The organism is Haloglomus litoreum (assembly GCF_029338515.1).
Classification (GTDB): Archaea; Halobacteriota; Halobacteria; order Halobacteriales; family Haloarculaceae; genus Haloglomus; species Haloglomus litoreum.
Map to the genome: position 1 here is coordinate 3,754,117 of NZ_CP119988.1, position 15,536 is coordinate 3,769,652.

Annotated in this window: 16 protein-coding genes; 8 read left to right on the top strand and 8 right to left on the bottom strand. The window is 70.7% G+C overall.

Translation table 11 applies throughout. The annotated features are described in order from the left end of the window. Positions 1 to 112 precede the first annotated feature (112 nt). Entirely contained in the window at positions 113 to 880 is a 768-nt protein-coding gene (locus P2T62_RS18825) for an Lrp/AsnC family transcriptional regulator (protein ID WP_276258557.1), read from the top strand. A 62-nt stretch (positions 881 to 942) separates the two neighbouring features. On the opposite strand, the gene P2T62_RS18830 is transcribed toward P2T62_RS18825, so the two are convergent. After that, positions 943 to 1,173: a DUF7860 family protein gene (locus tag P2T62_RS18830; protein ID WP_276258558.1), complete on the bottom strand. Its 231-nt coding sequence runs from the start codon at positions 1,171 to 1,173 to the stop codon at positions 943 to 945. 81 nt (positions 1,174 to 1,254) lie between these two features. On the opposite strand from P2T62_RS18830, the gene P2T62_RS18835 reads away from it, so the two are divergent. Next, on the top strand, positions 1,255 to 1,515 hold the full coding sequence (locus P2T62_RS18835) for a DUF8151 family protein (protein WP_276258559.1): 261 nt from the start codon (positions 1,255 to 1,257) through the stop codon (positions 1,513 to 1,515). A gap of 30 nt (positions 1,516 to 1,545) precedes the next feature. On the opposite strand, the gene P2T62_RS18840 is transcribed toward P2T62_RS18835, so the two are convergent. The 3 genes from P2T62_RS18840 to trkA all read right to left on the bottom strand — a co-directional run bounded on the left by P2T62_RS18840 (position 1,546) and on the right by trkA (position 6,047). Next, a complete protein-coding gene (locus P2T62_RS18840; RefSeq protein WP_276258560.1) occupies positions 1,546 to 3,162 on the bottom strand; it encodes a TrkH family potassium uptake protein in 1,617 nt (538 codons plus the stop codon). Between the two features lie 72 nt (positions 3,163 to 3,234). Beyond that, on the bottom strand, positions 3,235 to 4,716 hold the full coding sequence (locus tag P2T62_RS18845; RefSeq protein WP_276258561.1) for a TrkH family potassium uptake protein: 1,482 nt from the start codon (positions 4,714 to 4,716) through the stop codon (positions 3,235 to 3,237). Then, on the bottom strand, positions 4,716 to 6,047 hold the full coding sequence (trkA, locus tag P2T62_RS18850; RefSeq protein ID WP_276258562.1) for a Trk system potassium transporter TrkA: 1,332 nt from the start codon (positions 6,045 to 6,047) through the stop codon (positions 4,716 to 4,718). Before trkA ends, P2T62_RS18845 begins: the two co-directional genes overlap by 1 nt. A gap of 167 nt (positions 6,048 to 6,214) precedes the next feature. On the opposite strand from trkA, the gene P2T62_RS18855 reads away from it, so the two are divergent. From P2T62_RS18855 to P2T62_RS18865, 3 genes are all read left to right on the top strand, one after another. After that, positions 6,215 to 7,366, top strand: coding sequence for a thiolase family protein (locus P2T62_RS18855; protein WP_276258563.1), 1,152 nt, complete (start codon positions 6,215 to 6,217; stop codon positions 7,364 to 7,366). Between the two features lie 99 nt (positions 7,367 to 7,465). Further along, the gene (locus tag P2T62_RS18860; RefSeq protein ID WP_276258564.1) at positions 7,466 to 8,521 is read left to right on the top strand and encodes a BtrH N-terminal domain-containing protein; all 1,056 of its coding nucleotides are present in this window, start codon (positions 7,466 to 7,468) and stop codon (positions 8,519 to 8,521) included. A gap of 79 nt (positions 8,522 to 8,600) precedes the next feature. Then, a complete protein-coding gene (locus tag P2T62_RS18865; RefSeq protein ID WP_276258565.1) occupies positions 8,601 to 9,047 on the top strand; it encodes a PaaI family thioesterase in 447 nt (148 codons plus the stop codon). Between the two features lie 40 nt (positions 9,048 to 9,087). Here the strand turns inward: P2T62_RS18865 and P2T62_RS18870 are convergent, their stop codons facing one another. Next, positions 9,088 to 10,119, bottom strand: coding sequence for a DUF5784 family protein (locus P2T62_RS18870; RefSeq protein ID WP_276258566.1), 1,032 nt, complete (start codon positions 10,117 to 10,119; stop codon positions 9,088 to 9,090). 140 nt (positions 10,120 to 10,259) lie between these two features. On the opposite strand from P2T62_RS18870, the gene P2T62_RS18875 reads away from it, so the two are divergent. Further along, positions 10,260 to 10,436, top strand: coding sequence for a DUF5786 family protein (locus P2T62_RS18875; protein WP_276258567.1), 177 nt, complete (start codon positions 10,260 to 10,262; stop codon positions 10,434 to 10,436). Between the two features lie 28 nt (positions 10,437 to 10,464). Here the strand turns inward: P2T62_RS18875 and P2T62_RS18880 are convergent, their stop codons facing one another. After that, complete coding sequence (locus P2T62_RS18880; RefSeq protein WP_276258568.1) at positions 10,465 to 11,187, bottom strand: DUF7530 family protein; 723 nt, start codon at positions 11,185 to 11,187, stop codon at positions 10,465 to 10,467. Continuing rightward, a complete protein-coding gene (locus P2T62_RS18885; protein ID WP_276258569.1) occupies positions 11,187 to 12,182 on the bottom strand; it encodes an NAD(P)H-binding protein in 996 nt (331 codons plus the stop codon). The genes P2T62_RS18880 and P2T62_RS18885 overlap by 1 nt, the downstream gene beginning before the upstream one ends. A 255-nt stretch (positions 12,183 to 12,437) precedes the next feature. On the opposite strand from P2T62_RS18885, the gene P2T62_RS18890 reads away from it, so the two are divergent. Further along, the gene (locus P2T62_RS18890) at positions 12,438 to 12,638 is read left to right on the top strand and encodes a DUF8015 family protein (RefSeq protein WP_276258570.1); all 201 of its coding nucleotides are present in this window, start codon (positions 12,438 to 12,440) and stop codon (positions 12,636 to 12,638) included. A 151-nt stretch (positions 12,639 to 12,789) separates the two neighbouring features. Here P2T62_RS18890 and P2T62_RS18895 read toward each other — a convergent pair whose 3' ends face one another. Continuing rightward, positions 12,790 to 15,150, bottom strand: coding sequence for a beta-propeller domain-containing protein (locus P2T62_RS18895; RefSeq protein WP_276258571.1), 2,361 nt, complete (start codon positions 15,148 to 15,150; stop codon positions 12,790 to 12,792). Positions 15,151 to 15,264: 114 nt separating this feature from the next. On the opposite strand from P2T62_RS18895, the gene P2T62_RS18900 reads away from it, so the two are divergent. Beyond that, positions 15,265 to 15,510, top strand: a complete 246-nt coding sequence (locus P2T62_RS18900) for a DUF7561 family protein (protein WP_276258572.1) — start codon at positions 15,265 to 15,267, stop codon at positions 15,508 to 15,510. Positions 15,511 to 15,536: the final 26 nt, after the last annotated feature.

A 15,536-nucleotide genomic window follows, 5' to 3' on the forward strand; every position in this document is an offset into this window, starting at 1 on the left:
TCTATTTTGTTATCGGTAGCATATTAGGACTATATTTTCGGTTCGGAATCTTCCTGTGGGTAGGTCTGCCGTGTGACACAATGCACTTGACACCGCCGGCAGTAGGTCGTGTATGAGCCATCGTATCGACGAGATCGACCGCCTCATCCTCTATCATCTCAGCGCGGACGCGCGGAACACGACCGCCCCGCGCATCGCCGAGGAGGTGGACGTGACCCCGGCCACCATCCGGAACCGCATCCGGCAACTGGAGGAGAGCGGCATCATCCAGGGGTATCACGCCGTCATCGACTACGAGGCGACGAACGGGAAGTTCACGACGGAGTTCACGTGCACGGCGCCGGTCAGCGAGCGGTCGCGGCTGGCCGACGAGGCGCTTGCCACGCCCGGAGTCATCAACGTCCGGGAGCTGCTGGCCGGGCAGGAGAACCTGGTCGTCACCGCCGTCGGCACGGACACGGACGACATCAACCGCATCGCGCACGACCTCTCCACGCTCGGCATCGTCATCGAGCGGGAGGACATCCTCCTGAACGAGCGCCCCCGGCCGTACGAGGCGTTCGGCCCGGGCCAGGACCGGACGCGGTCGGCGGTCCGGGACTTCCAGCACGTGGCCGGCGGGGCCGAGGTCGTCGAGTTCACCATCGCCGAGAGCGCGGCCATCACCGGCCGGACGCTGGCGGCGGCCACGGAGGACGGCATCATCCCCGACGACGTGCTGGTGGTGAGTATCGAGCGCGGTGACGAGCGGCTCACGCCCGACGGGGACACCCGCATCGAAGCGGGGGACGTGGTGTCGGTGTTCTCCCCGGAGGCGATGTCGGAGCGACTCCTCTCGGCGTTCGACGGTGGGGAAGCGGGTACGGACCGGCAGGTGTAGCGGCGGTCGGCCCCCGGGAGCGCGACGAGCGACGGACGGCCGGGGAGACGGGAACGGGGCCGTCACTCCGTGAGGGGCAGGGCGATGCCGAAGACGAACGGGGAGAGGAGCGCGACGAGGACTCCCAGCACCGTCATGTAGAACAGGAGGCCGTGTTCCCAACCGGGAACCTGCAGGCCGACGGCGTGCTGGAGCGGTTCGAGGAGTTCGCCGAGGAGGAACAGCCCGACGCCGAGCAGGAACCCGCGTTTCGCGAGCGTCCCGTAGTCGAGGTTGCCGTATCGTCCCGTCATGTGTATCCACACGGATTCCGCGAGCCACTATTTCGCTTTCGATAATCTGATACCGTCTCACACCTGTTTCCCGAACACACCATGAGACCGAGCCTCATCGAACTGCTCCCGGAGCTCCTGGAACTGGTGCTCTCGAGCCTGGCTGCGGCGCTGCTGTCCGTCCTCGGCCTCTACATCGAGTACTTCGCCGCGATGACCGTGCAGGGCGGCGGCGACGCGACGGTCGGCTACTGGGCGGTCGTCCCCGGGCTGGTCTGTCTCGGGTTCGCGTACGCCCTCACGGTCGACAAGGTGCTCCCCGGCGTCTCGGGGCTCAGGACCGCACTCGGCGAACGAGCCTGAGCGGTTGGAACCAACCGGTCCGACGGCCCGCTACGACCGCCAGTACCCACCCGTCAGGAGCACCAGCACGGGCAGGATCTCCAGCCGACCGGCCCACATCAGGAACACCATCAGCAGCTTCGAGGTGTCGGGGAACGCCAGGTACGACCCGAACGGACCGAGCGAGCCAAAGCCCGGGCCGACGTTGCCCAGCGTCGCGGCGATGGCACTCATCGCCTCCAGGGTGTTGATGTCGTAGCTGACGCGGGTGACGTCGAGGCTGATGAGCACGGTCCCGACCGCGAACAGGAGCAGGTAGAGGAGGGTGAAGCCCATGACACCACGGACGGCGTCCTCGTCGACGACCTCGCCGGCGAGCCGGATGGGCTGGACGGCCTCTGGGTGCGTGGTCGTGAACAGCTCCCGACGGACCGCCTTCACGATGACGACCCAGCGGATGATCTTGATGGCGCCGCCCGTGGAGCCGCCGGAGCCGCCGATGAACATGGCGAACAGCAGGAGGTACTTGCCCGCCTCGGACCACTGGGCGAAGTCGCTGGTGGCGTAGCCGGTCGTCGTGACCATGCTGACCACCTGGAAGAGCGACTGCCGAATCGCGTTCTCGACGTTCCCCTCGACCACGCCCCCCAGGTCACCCAGCGGCGGCGCGCCGCCGACGAACAGCAGGCCGGCGAGTACCGCCGAGACGACGGCCATGACACCGGCATAGGCGCGGAACTCGGCGTCGTCGAGCAGCTTCTGGATGTTCCCCCGGAAGACGGCGTAGAACAGCGCGAAGTTCGTCCCGGCGACGACCATGAACGGGATGACGACCCACTGGACGGCCGCGGAGAAGGCGGCGATGGAGTCGGCCTCCGGGGAGAACCCGCCGGTCGGGAGCGTCGTCAGGCCGTGCGCGACGGCGTTGTACGCGCCCATGTTCGGTGCCAGCTCCATCCCCACCAGCGGCCCGGCGAGGTGGAGGCCGTACAGCAGGGCGATCTCCAGCGCGGTGAACGCGAAGTAGGCGATCCACAGCACCCGGGCGGTCTCGGCGATGCGCGGGGTGAGCTTCTCGATGCCGACTCCCGGCGCCTCGGCGTCCATCAGCTGGGCGCCACCGACGGAGAGTTCGGGGAGGATGGCGATGGCCAGCACGATGATCCCCATCCCGCCGAGCCACTGGGTGAGCTGGCGCCAGATGAGGATCGCGTGGGAGTGGCGGTCCAGCGAGATCTCGCCGAGCAGCGTCGCGCCGGTCGTCGTGAAGCCGCTCATCGACTCGAAGAGAGCGTTGACCGGGTTCGCGAGCGTGGATGCTGGCGAGCTGGGTGCGAGCAGCCCCGGAACCCCGTGGGCGGCGAGCAGGTACGGCACCGCGCCCATGATGGCGACGCCGAGCCACGTCCCGGCGACCATGAGGAACCCCTCGCGGGCACCCAGGTCGGGGTCGGGGTCCAGTCGTTCGAGGCCGCCCCCGACGAGCAGTGTCAGCACCGCCGTCAGCAGGAAGACGAACACATCGTCGCCGTAGAGCACGCCGACGAGCAGTGGGAGCGCGAGCGGGACGGCGAGGTACTTCAGCACCGTGCCGATGAGGCTCAGCGACGCCCGCCAGTCGACACGGACGCCGCCGTTCCCGCCGTTGGCCAGCCCGAGCAGAGGCACGCCTCCGAGATTCCACGGCGACGGAATCAATCCATCGCTTCCGGGCCGACCTCCGACCGCCCGTGTGTGGCCTCACGAGCGCCAGAACGACCGGGTCAGGACGACCAGGACCGGGATGGTCTCGATGCGGCCGACCCACATCAGGACCGTCAGCAACACCTTCGTCAGCGGCGCGAACGGCTCGTAGCTCCCGAACGGGCCGGCGATGCCGAACGCCGGGCCGACGTTGAGGAAGGTCGCGGCGGCCGCCCCCATGGCGTCGAACTCGCCGATGTCGGGCCCCTCGCGCGCGGCGTCGACGACGATGGCGACGGTCGTCAGCGCGAACAGCACCAGCGTCAGGAGGACGTAGCCGTAGATGTCACGCACCGTCCCCTCGTCGACGACGACGCCGGAGACGCGGACGGGGCTGACGGCGTCCGGGTGGATCTCCGTGAACAGGTCCCGGCGGGTCGCCTTCAGGACGACCAGCCACCGCACGGTCTTGATCGAGCAGGTCGTGGAGCCGGCCATCCCCCCCATGAACATACACAGGAAGAGGACGTGCTTCGCGCCGACCGACCAGCTGTCGAAGTTCACCGTCGCGTAGCCCGTCGTCGTGACGATGGAGACGACCTGGAAGAGGCCGTGGCGCAACGCGTCGAGCGCCGGGTACGTCCCGTCGACCACCAGGAAGCCGACGACGAGGGTGGTCGCCCCGCCCACGACCGAGAGGTAGAACCGGAACTCCTCGCTGTTCCGGAGGCGCGCCAGGTCGCCCTGCGCGACGTGGTACATGAGGACGAAGTTGGTGGCGCCCAGCAGCATGAACAGCGTCACGACCCACTGCACCGTGGGCGAGAACGCGCCGAGGCTCTCGGGTCGCGGCGAGAACCCCGCCGTGGAGACGGTGGTGAGCGCGTGCGCGACCGCCGCGTACAGGTCGACCTCCGGTGCCAGGCCCACGGTGCGGAGCCCGAGCAGGACGAGCACCTGGAGCGCCGTCAGCGCGAGGTAGAGCGTTCCCAGGAGCCGGGCCGTCTCTCGGATCTTCGGGGTCAGCTTCGTCAGGTCCTGGGTCTGTGACTCGCGCTCCATCAGCTGGGCCCCCGCCACCCGCAGCTCCGAGAGCAGCGCCACCGCGAGGATGAGGATGCCCAGCCCGCCGAGCCACTGGAGGACGCCCCGCCACAGCAGGACCGACCGCGAGTACGCGCCGAAGTCGAGAATAACGGTCGCGCCCGTGGTCGTGATACCGGACATCGACTCGAACAGCGCGTTGATCGGGCTCGCGAGCGCCCCCTCGCCCGCCAGCAGGAACGGGACGGCGCCGACGACGCCCACGAGGAGCCAGACGGTCGCGACAACCAGGTACGCCTCGCGCAGCCCGAGCTGGCGGTGACCGAGGCGAGTGAGGGGCCCCCCGACGAGGAGACAGCCCGCCGCCGGCAGGAGGAAGGGGACCATGGACTCACCGAACCAGAGCGCGACCCCCGCGGTGGCCGCGAGGGGAGCCGCCAGCAGCGCCAGGACCGTCCCCGCGAGCCCCCCGACGGCCCGGGCGTCGACGCGCATCAGAGGAGGTCCGTCACCCGCTGGAGGTGGTCGCTCTCGGCGAAGACGACGACGTGGTCGCCGACCTCGACGACCGTGTCACCACGGGGAACGACGAACTCCCCGTTCCGGGTGATAGCCCCGATGACGACCTCGTCCGGGAGGTCGGCGGCGGCCGCGCGGATGGTCCGCCCGGCGAAGACGCTCTCGGCGTCGATCTCGACCTCCAGCACCTCCGCACGGTCCCCGTCGACGATGGAGACGTTCTCGGCGTGGCGACCACGGGTGAACCGGGTGATCTCCTCGGCGGTCGCCTCGCGCGGGGAGACCGCCACGTCGACGCCGACGGCCTCGAACAGCTCGGCGAACTCGACGGTGTCGACGATGGCGACCGCGCGGCGCGCGCCGAGCCGCTTCGCGAGGAGGGTCGCGAGCAGGTTCTGCTGGTCGTTCTCCAGCGCCGCGATGACCGCGTCGGCGCTGCCGACGTTCTCGCGCTCGAGGAAGCCCCGGTCGGTCGCGTCGCTCTCGAGGACCGTCGTGTCCGGGAGCCGCTCGGCCAGCCAGCGGGCCCGGTCGGCGTCGTGCTCGACGAGCCGGGGGCTGAAGTCGCGCTCCTCCAGCAGGCGCGCGGTCTGGTAGCCGATCTCCCCGCCGCCGACGATGACGACGTCGCTGGGACGGTTCTCCTGTGGCGCGATGGCCGAGGAGAACGCTCGCGTGCTGTCCGGACTCCCGATGACGACCACGTCGTCGCCCGCCTCGATGGTCGTCCCGCCGCTCGGGACGATGATGTCGTCGTCCCGGATGATACCGACGAAGGTGAGCGAGTCGAAGCGGTCGGCCTCCTGGACCGTCTGGCCGGCGACCGGCGACTCGGCCGGGATCTCGAACTCGGCCATCTGCACGGCGCCCTCGGCGAACATATCCACGTCCTGTGCCGTCGGGAGGCCGATGACGCCGACGATGGTCCGGGCCGCCAGCAGGTCCGTACAGACCATGAAATCGACCCCGAAGGCGCGGTTGTCCTGCTCCCAGGTGTGGAGGTACTGGGGGCTCTTCACGCGGGCGATGGTGAACGGGTCCCCGCCGACGGCACCGGTCCCGCAGGTGACGATGTTGGTCTGGTCGTCGTCGGTGGAGGCGATGAGCATGTCGGCCTCCTCGATACCGGCCTCCTGCAGGACGTCGAGGCTGCAGCCGTCGCCCTGCAGGGCGAGGACGTCCTGTTCGTAGGTGAGCTGCTCGACGCGGTCGGCGTCGACGTCGATGACGACCACGTCGTGAGCGCCGGAGAGACTCTCCGCGATGGCGGAGCCGACCTCTCCGGCCCCGACGATGATGACGCGCATTCGTCGGTCGTGTGCGTGCCTGGGGCAAATCCGTTTCCCTCCGGCCGCGACCGCCCCTCGGCGGCGACACGGGCTATCGCCCCCGCCGGCAGCCGCCGGAGCCGTATTGAGGGCCCGCAGACCGAAGGGGCCGGGTTCAAGTGCGCGGAGCCGTTCCTCGGGAACGTATGTCAGACAACACGCCGGTCGTGGTGCAGGCGTACCGTACGCCCCAGGGCAAGGAGGACGGTGTCTTCAGCGAGGTCCGCTCGGAGGACCTGTCGATCCCGCTCATCAACGAGATGCTGGCCGAGACGGGCCTCTCGGGCGAGCAGGTGGACGACCTGATGTGGGGCTGTGCCCAGCAGCGCGAGGAGCAGGGCAACAACATGGCCCGCGTCATCTCCCTGATGAGCGACCTGGGCGAGAAGACGCCCGCGACGACCATCAACCGCTGGTGTGCCTCGTCGGCCCAGTCCATCATCTCGGCCTCCGACGCCATCCGCGCCGGCCAGCGTGACTGCATCATCGCGGGCGGCGTCGAGAACATGTCCCGGGTGAAGATGGGGCAGAACAACGCCATCCACCCCGGCCTCAACGACCACCACAACATCGCGGCGCTCCAGATGGGGATGACCGCCGAGGAGGTCGCCGAGCGCTACGAGGTCAGTCGGGAGGTTCAGGACGAGTACGCCGCCCGCTCCCAGCAGCGCGCGGTCGAGGCCACCGAGGAGGGCCGCTTCGACGACGAGATCATCCCGGTCGAGGGCCACGACGACGAGGGCGAGCAGATCACCGTCACCGAGGACGAGGGCCTGCGCCCCGGCACGACCGCCGAGAAGCTCTCGGGCCTCCCGACCGTCTTCAAGGCCGACGGCACCGTCACGCCCGGGAACGCCTCCCAGGTCTCCGACGGCGCCGCCGCGACGATGCTCACCTCGAAGGCGTTCGCCGAGGACCACGGCCTCGACGTGCTCGCCGAGGTCGGCAACAACAACGTCGCCGGCGTCGAGCCCGAGGTCATGGGCATCGGCCCCATCCCGGCCAGCGAGGGCCTGTTCGAGCGCTCCGGCACCACGGCCGAGGACTACGACCTCGTCGAGCTCAACGAGGCGTTCGCCTCCCAGTGTGTCTACTGCCAGGAGCAGCTCGGCTTCGACGACGACATCTACAACGTCAACGGCGGCGCCATCGCCATCGGCCACCCGCTGGGGGCCTCCGGCGCGCGCCTGCCCGTGACGCTCATCCACGAGATGAACAAGCGCGACGACGCCGAACTCGGCCTCGCCACGGAGTGCGTCGGCTTCGGGCAGGGCGCGGCCATCGAGTTCCGCGTGTAGGCGCTCGACGTTCCACTTCTTTCGCGCCCGGTCGGCCAGCGGCGGCGCTCGCTCGTCGCCACCCGAACGGTTAGGGCCCGCGGCGCCGACCGACCGGCCATGCGAATCGACGGGTTCGAGCACGCGACGGGCGCCCACTGTGGCTCCACCTCCCTGCGCAACCTCGCCGACCACTACGACTGGGACCTCTCCGAGCCGGCCTGTTTCGGGCTCGGGTCGGGCCTGGGCTTCGTCTTCCTCGAACTGCCGGTCTCCCCCTGGCGGCTGTTCATCGGCCGGCCGCTGTGGCTCGAATCGGCCTTCTTCGAGAACCTCGCGGTCCCGCACACGGAGCGCCGCGGCGACGACTGGGACCGGGCCTGGAGCGACGTGAAGGGCCACCTCGACGCCGGCGACCCGGTGCTGGTGTTCGTCGACCTCTACTACCTCGACTACTACGACACGGACACCCACTTCGCGCCCCACTCGCTGCTGGTCGTGGGCTACGACGAGGACGCGGACGCGACCGAGGCGCCCCATGCCGACCCGGACGCGGGAACGGGCGTCGCGTACATGGCCGACAGCGAGTTCGAGGAGGTTCAGCCGCTCCCGCTGTCTTCCCTGCGGGACGCGTGGGCAGCCACGGACATGCTCCCGCTGGACAACCGCTACATCGTCACGGAAGGCGACCCGCAGGCAGACGTGGGGACGGCCGCCCGCGACGCCATCCGGGAGACGGCCCGGTACATGCTCGACCCCGCCACCGCGAGCCGGGACACCCTCGGGGACCGGCTGGGGCTGGGCACGCACGGCCTGCCGGGGATGCGCGCGTTCGCCGACTCGATGGCCGAGTGGCCCGAGCTGGAGGACCCGACGTGGGTCGCCCGGTTCGCCTACCAGAACGTCGAGCGCCGGGGGACCGGCGGCGGCGCGTTCCGGGGCCTGTACGCGCCGTTCCTCGACGAACTCGGGGCCGACGCCGGGCTGGGCGAGCGGTTCGCCGAGGAGATGCACGCCATCGCGGGCGACTGGTCCTCGCTCGCCGCGGTGCTGTACGAGGCCAGCGAGACCGACGACGAGATGGCGCCGCTGCTCGAGGAGGCCGCCGAGCGCGTCCACGCCGTCGCCGACCGGGAGGAGCGGTTCTACGAGGACGTGCTCGCGGCGCTGGAGTGAGGCTCGCGTCGCTCGGGCCACCCCGTCGCCCGCACATCCGAGGCGGTCCGCCTAAGCGTGCCCACCACCACCGGCGGGTATGGACGTCGAGTCGATGTTCGAGTACATGCCGTTCAACCGGGAGGTCGGCATCGAGATCACGCACGCCGAGGACGGCCACGCCGAGGGCCGTATCGACCTCGAGGACCGCCACTCCTCCAGCCCGCTCACGCGCGTCGCCCACGGCGGTGTCACGTACGCGCTCGCGGACACGGTCGGCGGCGCCGCCGTCATCTCGGCGGTCGAGGACATCACCCCCACCATCGACATGCGCATCGACTACCTCGCCCCGGGGACGGGCGAGGTGATGCTGGGCGAGGCCGACTGCACCCGCGTCGGCGAGAGCGTGGCGACCGTCGACGTGGTCATCACCGATGGGGAGGGTGAGCGGCTCGCGACAGCGCGTGGGACGTACAAGACGGGCGGCGACTCCAGCGACTCGGCGTGGGACGCCGAGGAGACGCGGAGCCGGCTCGAGGAGGGGTAGCACGGCGTTCGGGGTCGTGTGCGACCCCCCAGCCCGCGACTCAGTCCTGCCAGTCGATGACGGTGCCGAGGTCGAGCGGGCAGCCGCCCACGCGGTAGCCCTCGAAGCTCCCGTCCGGCCGGGCGCGGAAGACGATGGTCGGGCGGTGGGCGACCTGCGGGCGCTCGCCCGCGACCCGGCGCCACTCGTCGTCCCGGAAGGACGAGCAGTCGACCAGCAGGAGCGTGTTCGGGTGCTCGCGCAGCTGGCCGTCGTTCTTCGATTTCCCGGTCTGCCGGACGGCGGCGACGGCGGTGTCGGCCCGGCGCCGGGTCGGCGGCCGGGGGCGGGTCACCTCCACGAGTTGCCCGTCGACCCGGAAGTCCAGCGCGTGGCCGCTGTCCAGCTGGACCTCCGGCACGAAGTCGAGGTCGGCGTCGGTCAGCAGCTTCGCGACCGTGAACTCGGACATGGTCGCGGCCATGCGGAACCAGTCGCCGCCCTCCGAGGTGCCGAGCTTGGCCGCCATCGTGTAGCGGTACTCGTCCAGCACCCCGGTCGCCAGGAAGGCGTCGTAGTACGCGAGCGCGTCGTCGCGGTCGGCGTCGGGGAAGCCGGCGGCGTGGTCGGCGAAGAACTCCCGGGTCGTCTCCCGGCCGTCCTTCGAGAACAGCACCGGGAGGAAGAACCGCGAGAGGTGCTCGTGGCGCGCCAGCCACGGCTCCTCGACCTCCAGCCGGGCGAACAGCTCGCTCTCGGCCCACGCACCCACCTCGGGCGGCGCCTCGTCGAAGGTGTACTTGTCCGTCCGCCACAGGGTCTCGGGGGTCTCCGTGTTCCCGAGCCAGTAGGCGTCCGGTCCCCCGTCCGGGGACTCACCGTCGGGCGCGGTCCGGTTGCTGTGCGTCCAGCAGAACAGGGCGAAGTCGCCGTTGTCCATCTCCAGCCGCCGGGCCTCGTAGCCCTCGGGGGTGAACCACGGGTCCGTGAGGGTGGCGCCGAACCGCTCGTCCAGCGGCTCCAGCAGCTCGCGACGGACCCGGTCGGTCCCCCAGTGCTCGCGCGACCGGCGGAAGCGCAGTGGCCCTGCCACACCGGCACTTCGATGCCCGAACGGGTAATCGTTCCCGTTCTTCCGGGGAGGCGGCCGCCCCTCCGCCGGGACCCGTGTATAAACGGCCGGGTAGTGCTCCCGAAGTCTATTTATCCATGTGGTCGTTACCCATGCCCGTCATGGGCATGGGAAGCTTTGACGAGCACGAGCACGAGCGACGCGAGGAGAAGTCGACCACCGTGGACACCGACTTCGATGACGAGCGGAACGAGTACCGGGGGAAGGTGGAGTTCGACTCCGGCGACTCAACGGAGGCGCTCCTGGACCAGTTCAAGGAGATCAAGGAAGGGCGCTGATTCCCGCGCGCCGGGCCGACGCCGCGCGCTACGTCGACGGCATCCGGACCTGCAACAGCACCACCGAGAGCCCGCAGACCGTCGTGACGGCGGCGACGTGGGCGACGATGGTCGCGAGCAGCACCGGGAAGTCCGTGATGAACGGGACGAGGAGCAACTGGAGGAGGCCGAACGCGACCGTCTCCAGGTCGGCCCGCTGGAAGGCCCGCGCGGTCTCGGGCTCGAAGCGGAACCGGGCCGACCGCCACAGCGCCGTCACCGACGCCCACCAGTTCGTCCCGATGCGGTAGCAGACGTCCCACAGCACGAGCAGCGTCAGGTAGACCACCAGCACCGGCGGCTCCGGCCCGAACAGCCGCTCGACGAGCGGCGTCCCGCCGGAGGCCGGGTCGAATACGAACAGGTGCGTGATGAGTGCGATGTACGCGAGCACCGCCAGCACCACCTCGACGCTGGAGCCGAACAGGAGCCGCCGGTACGACTCCGGGACCGGCACCGCGCGGGTGAGGGTGCTGATGCGGAGCATCTCCGCGCTCCCCACCGCGGCGACGAAGACGGCCGCGGTCCCGGCGATGGCGGCGTTCCACAGCCCGTAGTACGCCGCGAGTGCGAGGATACCCACCTCGAAGACCGCGAGCTGGATGGCGATGGCCACGGGCTGTGAGAGGTCGAGCCCCGGCAGGGCCGAGATGATGCTCTCGTACACCCAGGTCTCGCCGAACTCCGGCTTCCGGCTGGTCTGCGAGGCCATCAGGCGTCCCCTCCGTCGTCCGCCGTCGCTCTATCGCGGTCCCTCCCCGCCCGCCCCCGGACGCCACCATCGGGTTCGATTCCCGGCGTGTCCGTCGCCGGGGGGGCGACCTCGACCGGGGAGAGCGCCCGCAGGACCGCCGTCTCGAACGTCGTCCGGTCGACCGGGACGAGCGACTCGATGCGCCGGTCCGTGACGACGACCGGATTGCGCAGCCCCTTCACCAGTGGCACCGCGACCGAGGTCGGCACGTCCGTCACGAGGCCGAGCCACCGCGAGGAGAGCCCCGGCGAGAGGACGGGCGCCGGGAGGATGACCGGCTCGCGCCGACCCGACAGGCGCGCGGTCTCGCGGAGCATCTCCTCGTACGTGAGGATCTCCGGGCCGCCGATCTCGAAGGTGTCCGCCCGGGTCTCGGGAACGTCGAGGACGCCGACGAGGTACGCGACCACGTCGTCGATGGCGATGGGCTGGCACGGCGTCCGGACCCACCGGGGCGTGACCATCACGGGGAGGCGGCCCACGAGCTGCCGGATCAGGTCGAAGGAGAGCGACCCGTTGCCGATGATGACGGCCGCCCGCAGGACCGTCAGGTCGTAGTCGCCCTCGTCCAGGACGCGCTCGACCTCGCGACGGGATTCAAGGTGCTCGGAGAGGTCGTCGCTCTCGGCACCCAGGCCGCCGAGGTAGACCACGCGGTCGACGCCCGCCTCGCTCGCCGCCGTCGCGAAGCTCCGGGCCGCCCGGCGGTCGCGCTCGGCGAACGCCTCGCCCGCCCCCATCGAGTGGACGAGGTAGTAGGCGGCCTCGACGCCGTCGAGGGCGTCCTCCCAGCCCGCTTCGAGGAGGTCGCCCTGCACCACCTCGACACCGGCCGGCCCGTCGTAGCGGGCGGGGTTCCGGACCAGCACCACCACCTCGTGGCCTGCCCGGAGCAGCGCCGGAACCAGCCGCCCGCCGACGAATCCCGTCGCCCCCGTGACCAGTACGCGCATGTCACGGTGGAGGCGCGGAACGCGGATAAGTGTGCGTCCCGCCGCCCCCGCCCCGAGTGTGGGAGGCGGGCATCGGCCGGCCCGTCGGATCCGGCGACCCCGGAGGTAGTATCGATATAACTTATGCAAACCATCAACAGAGCCATTACACCGATTCGCTGGCGGTTCCCTCGCGGTTCTTCCGATAGGTTCGGAGCAAGATTTTTCTCGGAGTCCCGAGTACATATCCGGTGGAGGTGAGAGTCAGGAATGTCCGTGAGTGCCGACAGTGGTCGCGGGTCCGGACTGACCCGCTACGATCTCGTCCTGCTGTGTATCCCGGTCACGTTCCTGGTGGCCGCGGTCGCGAGCCTGGTACTGGAAGTTCCCGCTCACACCGCGACAGCCGCCGGCGGACTCGCCAGCGCGTTCGTCCTGGCGGACGCGCTGTTCCGGAACCCGCCGCTCGGCACCTGATCATCCCATTCATGCCGCGATAATCGAACAGGAGCCAGAACAGCCAGGAGACCCGCTGCCTCCGAATCTTCTCCGGCGATCAGCGGTCTACACCTACCCACATCCGGTTCGTCGGTGCATCAGCGCCCGATATCCGACCGACCGTCCTCGACTACGACGAGGTGGTCGGGGACGGTGTCGGTGTTCCCGCCGGGCGGGCGGTCCTCGTCCGCGTGGGTGTCGGCGTGGGTGTCGGGCTGGCGGTCGCGGTCGGCGGCGTGGCCGTCGCCGTTCCCGTCCCGGTCGCCGTCCGGGTGGGCGTCTCGCTCGGCGTCCCCGTGGGCGGGTCCGGGGTCGGGACGGCGGTCGGCGTCGCGGTCGGCGTTGGCTCCGGCGGGACGGGCGTCGCCGTCAGGTCGACCGTGGTCACGCGCGACCAGTCGGTCTCGTCGAGGACGGCCGCCTCGGTCGCGCCGAAGACGAACAGGTGGTCGCCGACGTAGCGCGCGCGGCGCGGCGCCTCGATATCGACCCGCTTCTCGGTCGAGAGGTCGTCGGTGGAGAGCACGTAGCCGCCGTCGGGTGTCGGGAGGAAGGCGACGCCGTGACGGGCGTCGTAGGTGAACGCGTGGTGGGTCCGCGAGACCGCCGACCAGCGCGCGTCGAGCACCCGTGACTCCGCGACGCTGGGGTCGGCCGGGTCGCTCACGTCGAAGACGACGGCCTTGACGCGGCCGTCCTCCTCGCCGATTCCCATCACGCGGCCGTCGCCGAGCGGGTGGAGGTACGAGGAGTAGCCCGGCAGCTTCACGAAGCCCTCCTCGGTCGGGTTCGCCGGGTCCGAGAGGTCCAGCACGTGGAGCGGGTCGACCTGGCGGAAGGTGACGACGTAGCCGCGGTCGCCGACGAACCGGACGCCGTAGACGCGCTGGCCCTCGCTCATCCCGGTGACGCTGCCCTCGCGTTCGAGGCTGGTCGCGTCGAGCGTGTACACGTCGTTGGCGCTCTCGACGCCCGGGAGCCGCTCGCCGACGGTCGTCGCCACGCGGAGGTGGCCCTCGTGGACGTCGAAGGAGAACTGGTTGAGGACGATACCCGGGACGCTCCCGGTCGTGGCGTCCTCGAGGTCGTCGACGGGGAACCGCGCGACGTGGGTGGTCGTCGCGTCGCGCCGGTGCTCGCGGAGGTACTCACGGTAGCCCTCGCGGAGCTGCTCGTCGACATCCCTGCGCTCCGAGGGCGCGAGCGTCCCGATCCACCCCCGGACCGTCGCCTCGACCTCCTCCTCCTCGGCGCGCGGGGAGAGGTCGTAGCCCTGCACGGTGCGGAGCCGCTCCTTCACGCGCTCGGGGACGACATCGCTCTCGAGGAGGTACTCGGTCCGCAGCGCCGCACGCCGCTCGCTCGTCGTGTAGGTGGCGTAGACGGCGTCCGGCGAGACGTAGACCGTCGACTCGCGGCTCCCGACGAACGTCGTCCGCTGGGTGAGCTCACCGCTCGCGGCGTCGATGGACAGGACGCTGTAGGTCACGTCCGTCGGGACCGGCTCCGTCGGGTGCCGCACGTCGGTACACGGCACCGTCACGTCGGCCAGCGGTCGGACGCGGCAGGAGTCGCCCGCTCGCGGGAGGTCGTTGGCGACGACCAGCAGCACCTGGCCATCGGTCAGCCGGGCCGAGACCACACGTCCCCGGACCTCGCGCGCCCAGGCCTCGGCCGGCGCGTCGGGGTCGGTCACGTCGTACCCGGTGAGCCGGCGCGCGGCGGCCGCCCGCTCGGCGGCGCGGTCCGCCTCGCTGACCATCACGGAGTCGACGGCGCCCTCGACGGCGCCGACCGGCCCACCACCGCCAGGACGGGGCTCCGGCTCGACCGGGCGCCGCACGGTCCGCCGGTTCGGCAGCACGACGACGCGGTCCTCGCCGACGAGCATCCGTCCGCTCCGGTCGAGCGCCGCGGTCACGCGGGCCTCGGCCGGCGGCGTCGCGGCCACGACGCTCGTCCCACCCGTGCCGACCTCCCGACCGAGCCGCTGGACGTAGAACCGGTCGCCGACCGTCTTCACCACGTCCGGCTCGTCGACGCCGACGACCTGGACGTTGGTCCCGCCGACACGGCGCGACGGGGCTCCGCCGCCGGCACCCCCGGCTGCGTCACCGCCGTCGGCACTGGCCGCCTGTGCCCCCAGAGATACCGACGCGCCGGCCGACGCTGTCTCCATCGGTGTCGCGGTCATCCGGGTCGGCGCCCCGCGGTCGAACGTGACCCGGTCGTAGCCGCCCGCCACGCGCTGGGCGCGGTCGAGGTACGCCCGGAACGCCTCGTCGGAGTCGGCGGTCGTCAGCCCCAGCACCTCACCCGACGGCTCCGGGGCCCGGTCGACCGACGGGGCGGGGGTGGTCGTCGGTGTGTCCGAGCTGGGGTCGCGGTCGTCCTCCGGCGTCTCGACCGTGTTCTGGTCGGCCAGCGTGACGGCACCGGTGACCGAGGCCACCAGCACGAGCACGACGAGGGCGACGGTTCGTGGGATCATAGCCATCCCTACGACGGCATCCACACCCACTGTTACGGAATATCAAACGCGTCTTTGAGCGACGCCTGGACCCACCGGCGACAGGGGTTTGTCGCCACCGTCCGAACGGCGAGCATGGCACGAGAGCCGTGTGACGGCTGCGGTCGCGCCGTCCAGATCGCCGGCGGCATCGCCAACCTCTGGTCGTTCGGCGGCGACCGGACGGAGGGACTGACGCTGGAGCTGGCCGACGGCTCGGAGCACTTCCTCTGCTACGGCTGCATCGAGCGCCTCCCCGACGACCGCGACCCGACCGCCGAGGACGTGGCGGCCCTCGCGCCCCACGAGGAGCGCGAGGAGCGGCCGGATAGCGGCGAGTAGCGCGCGGCCGTCGCTCGGGTGCGGAA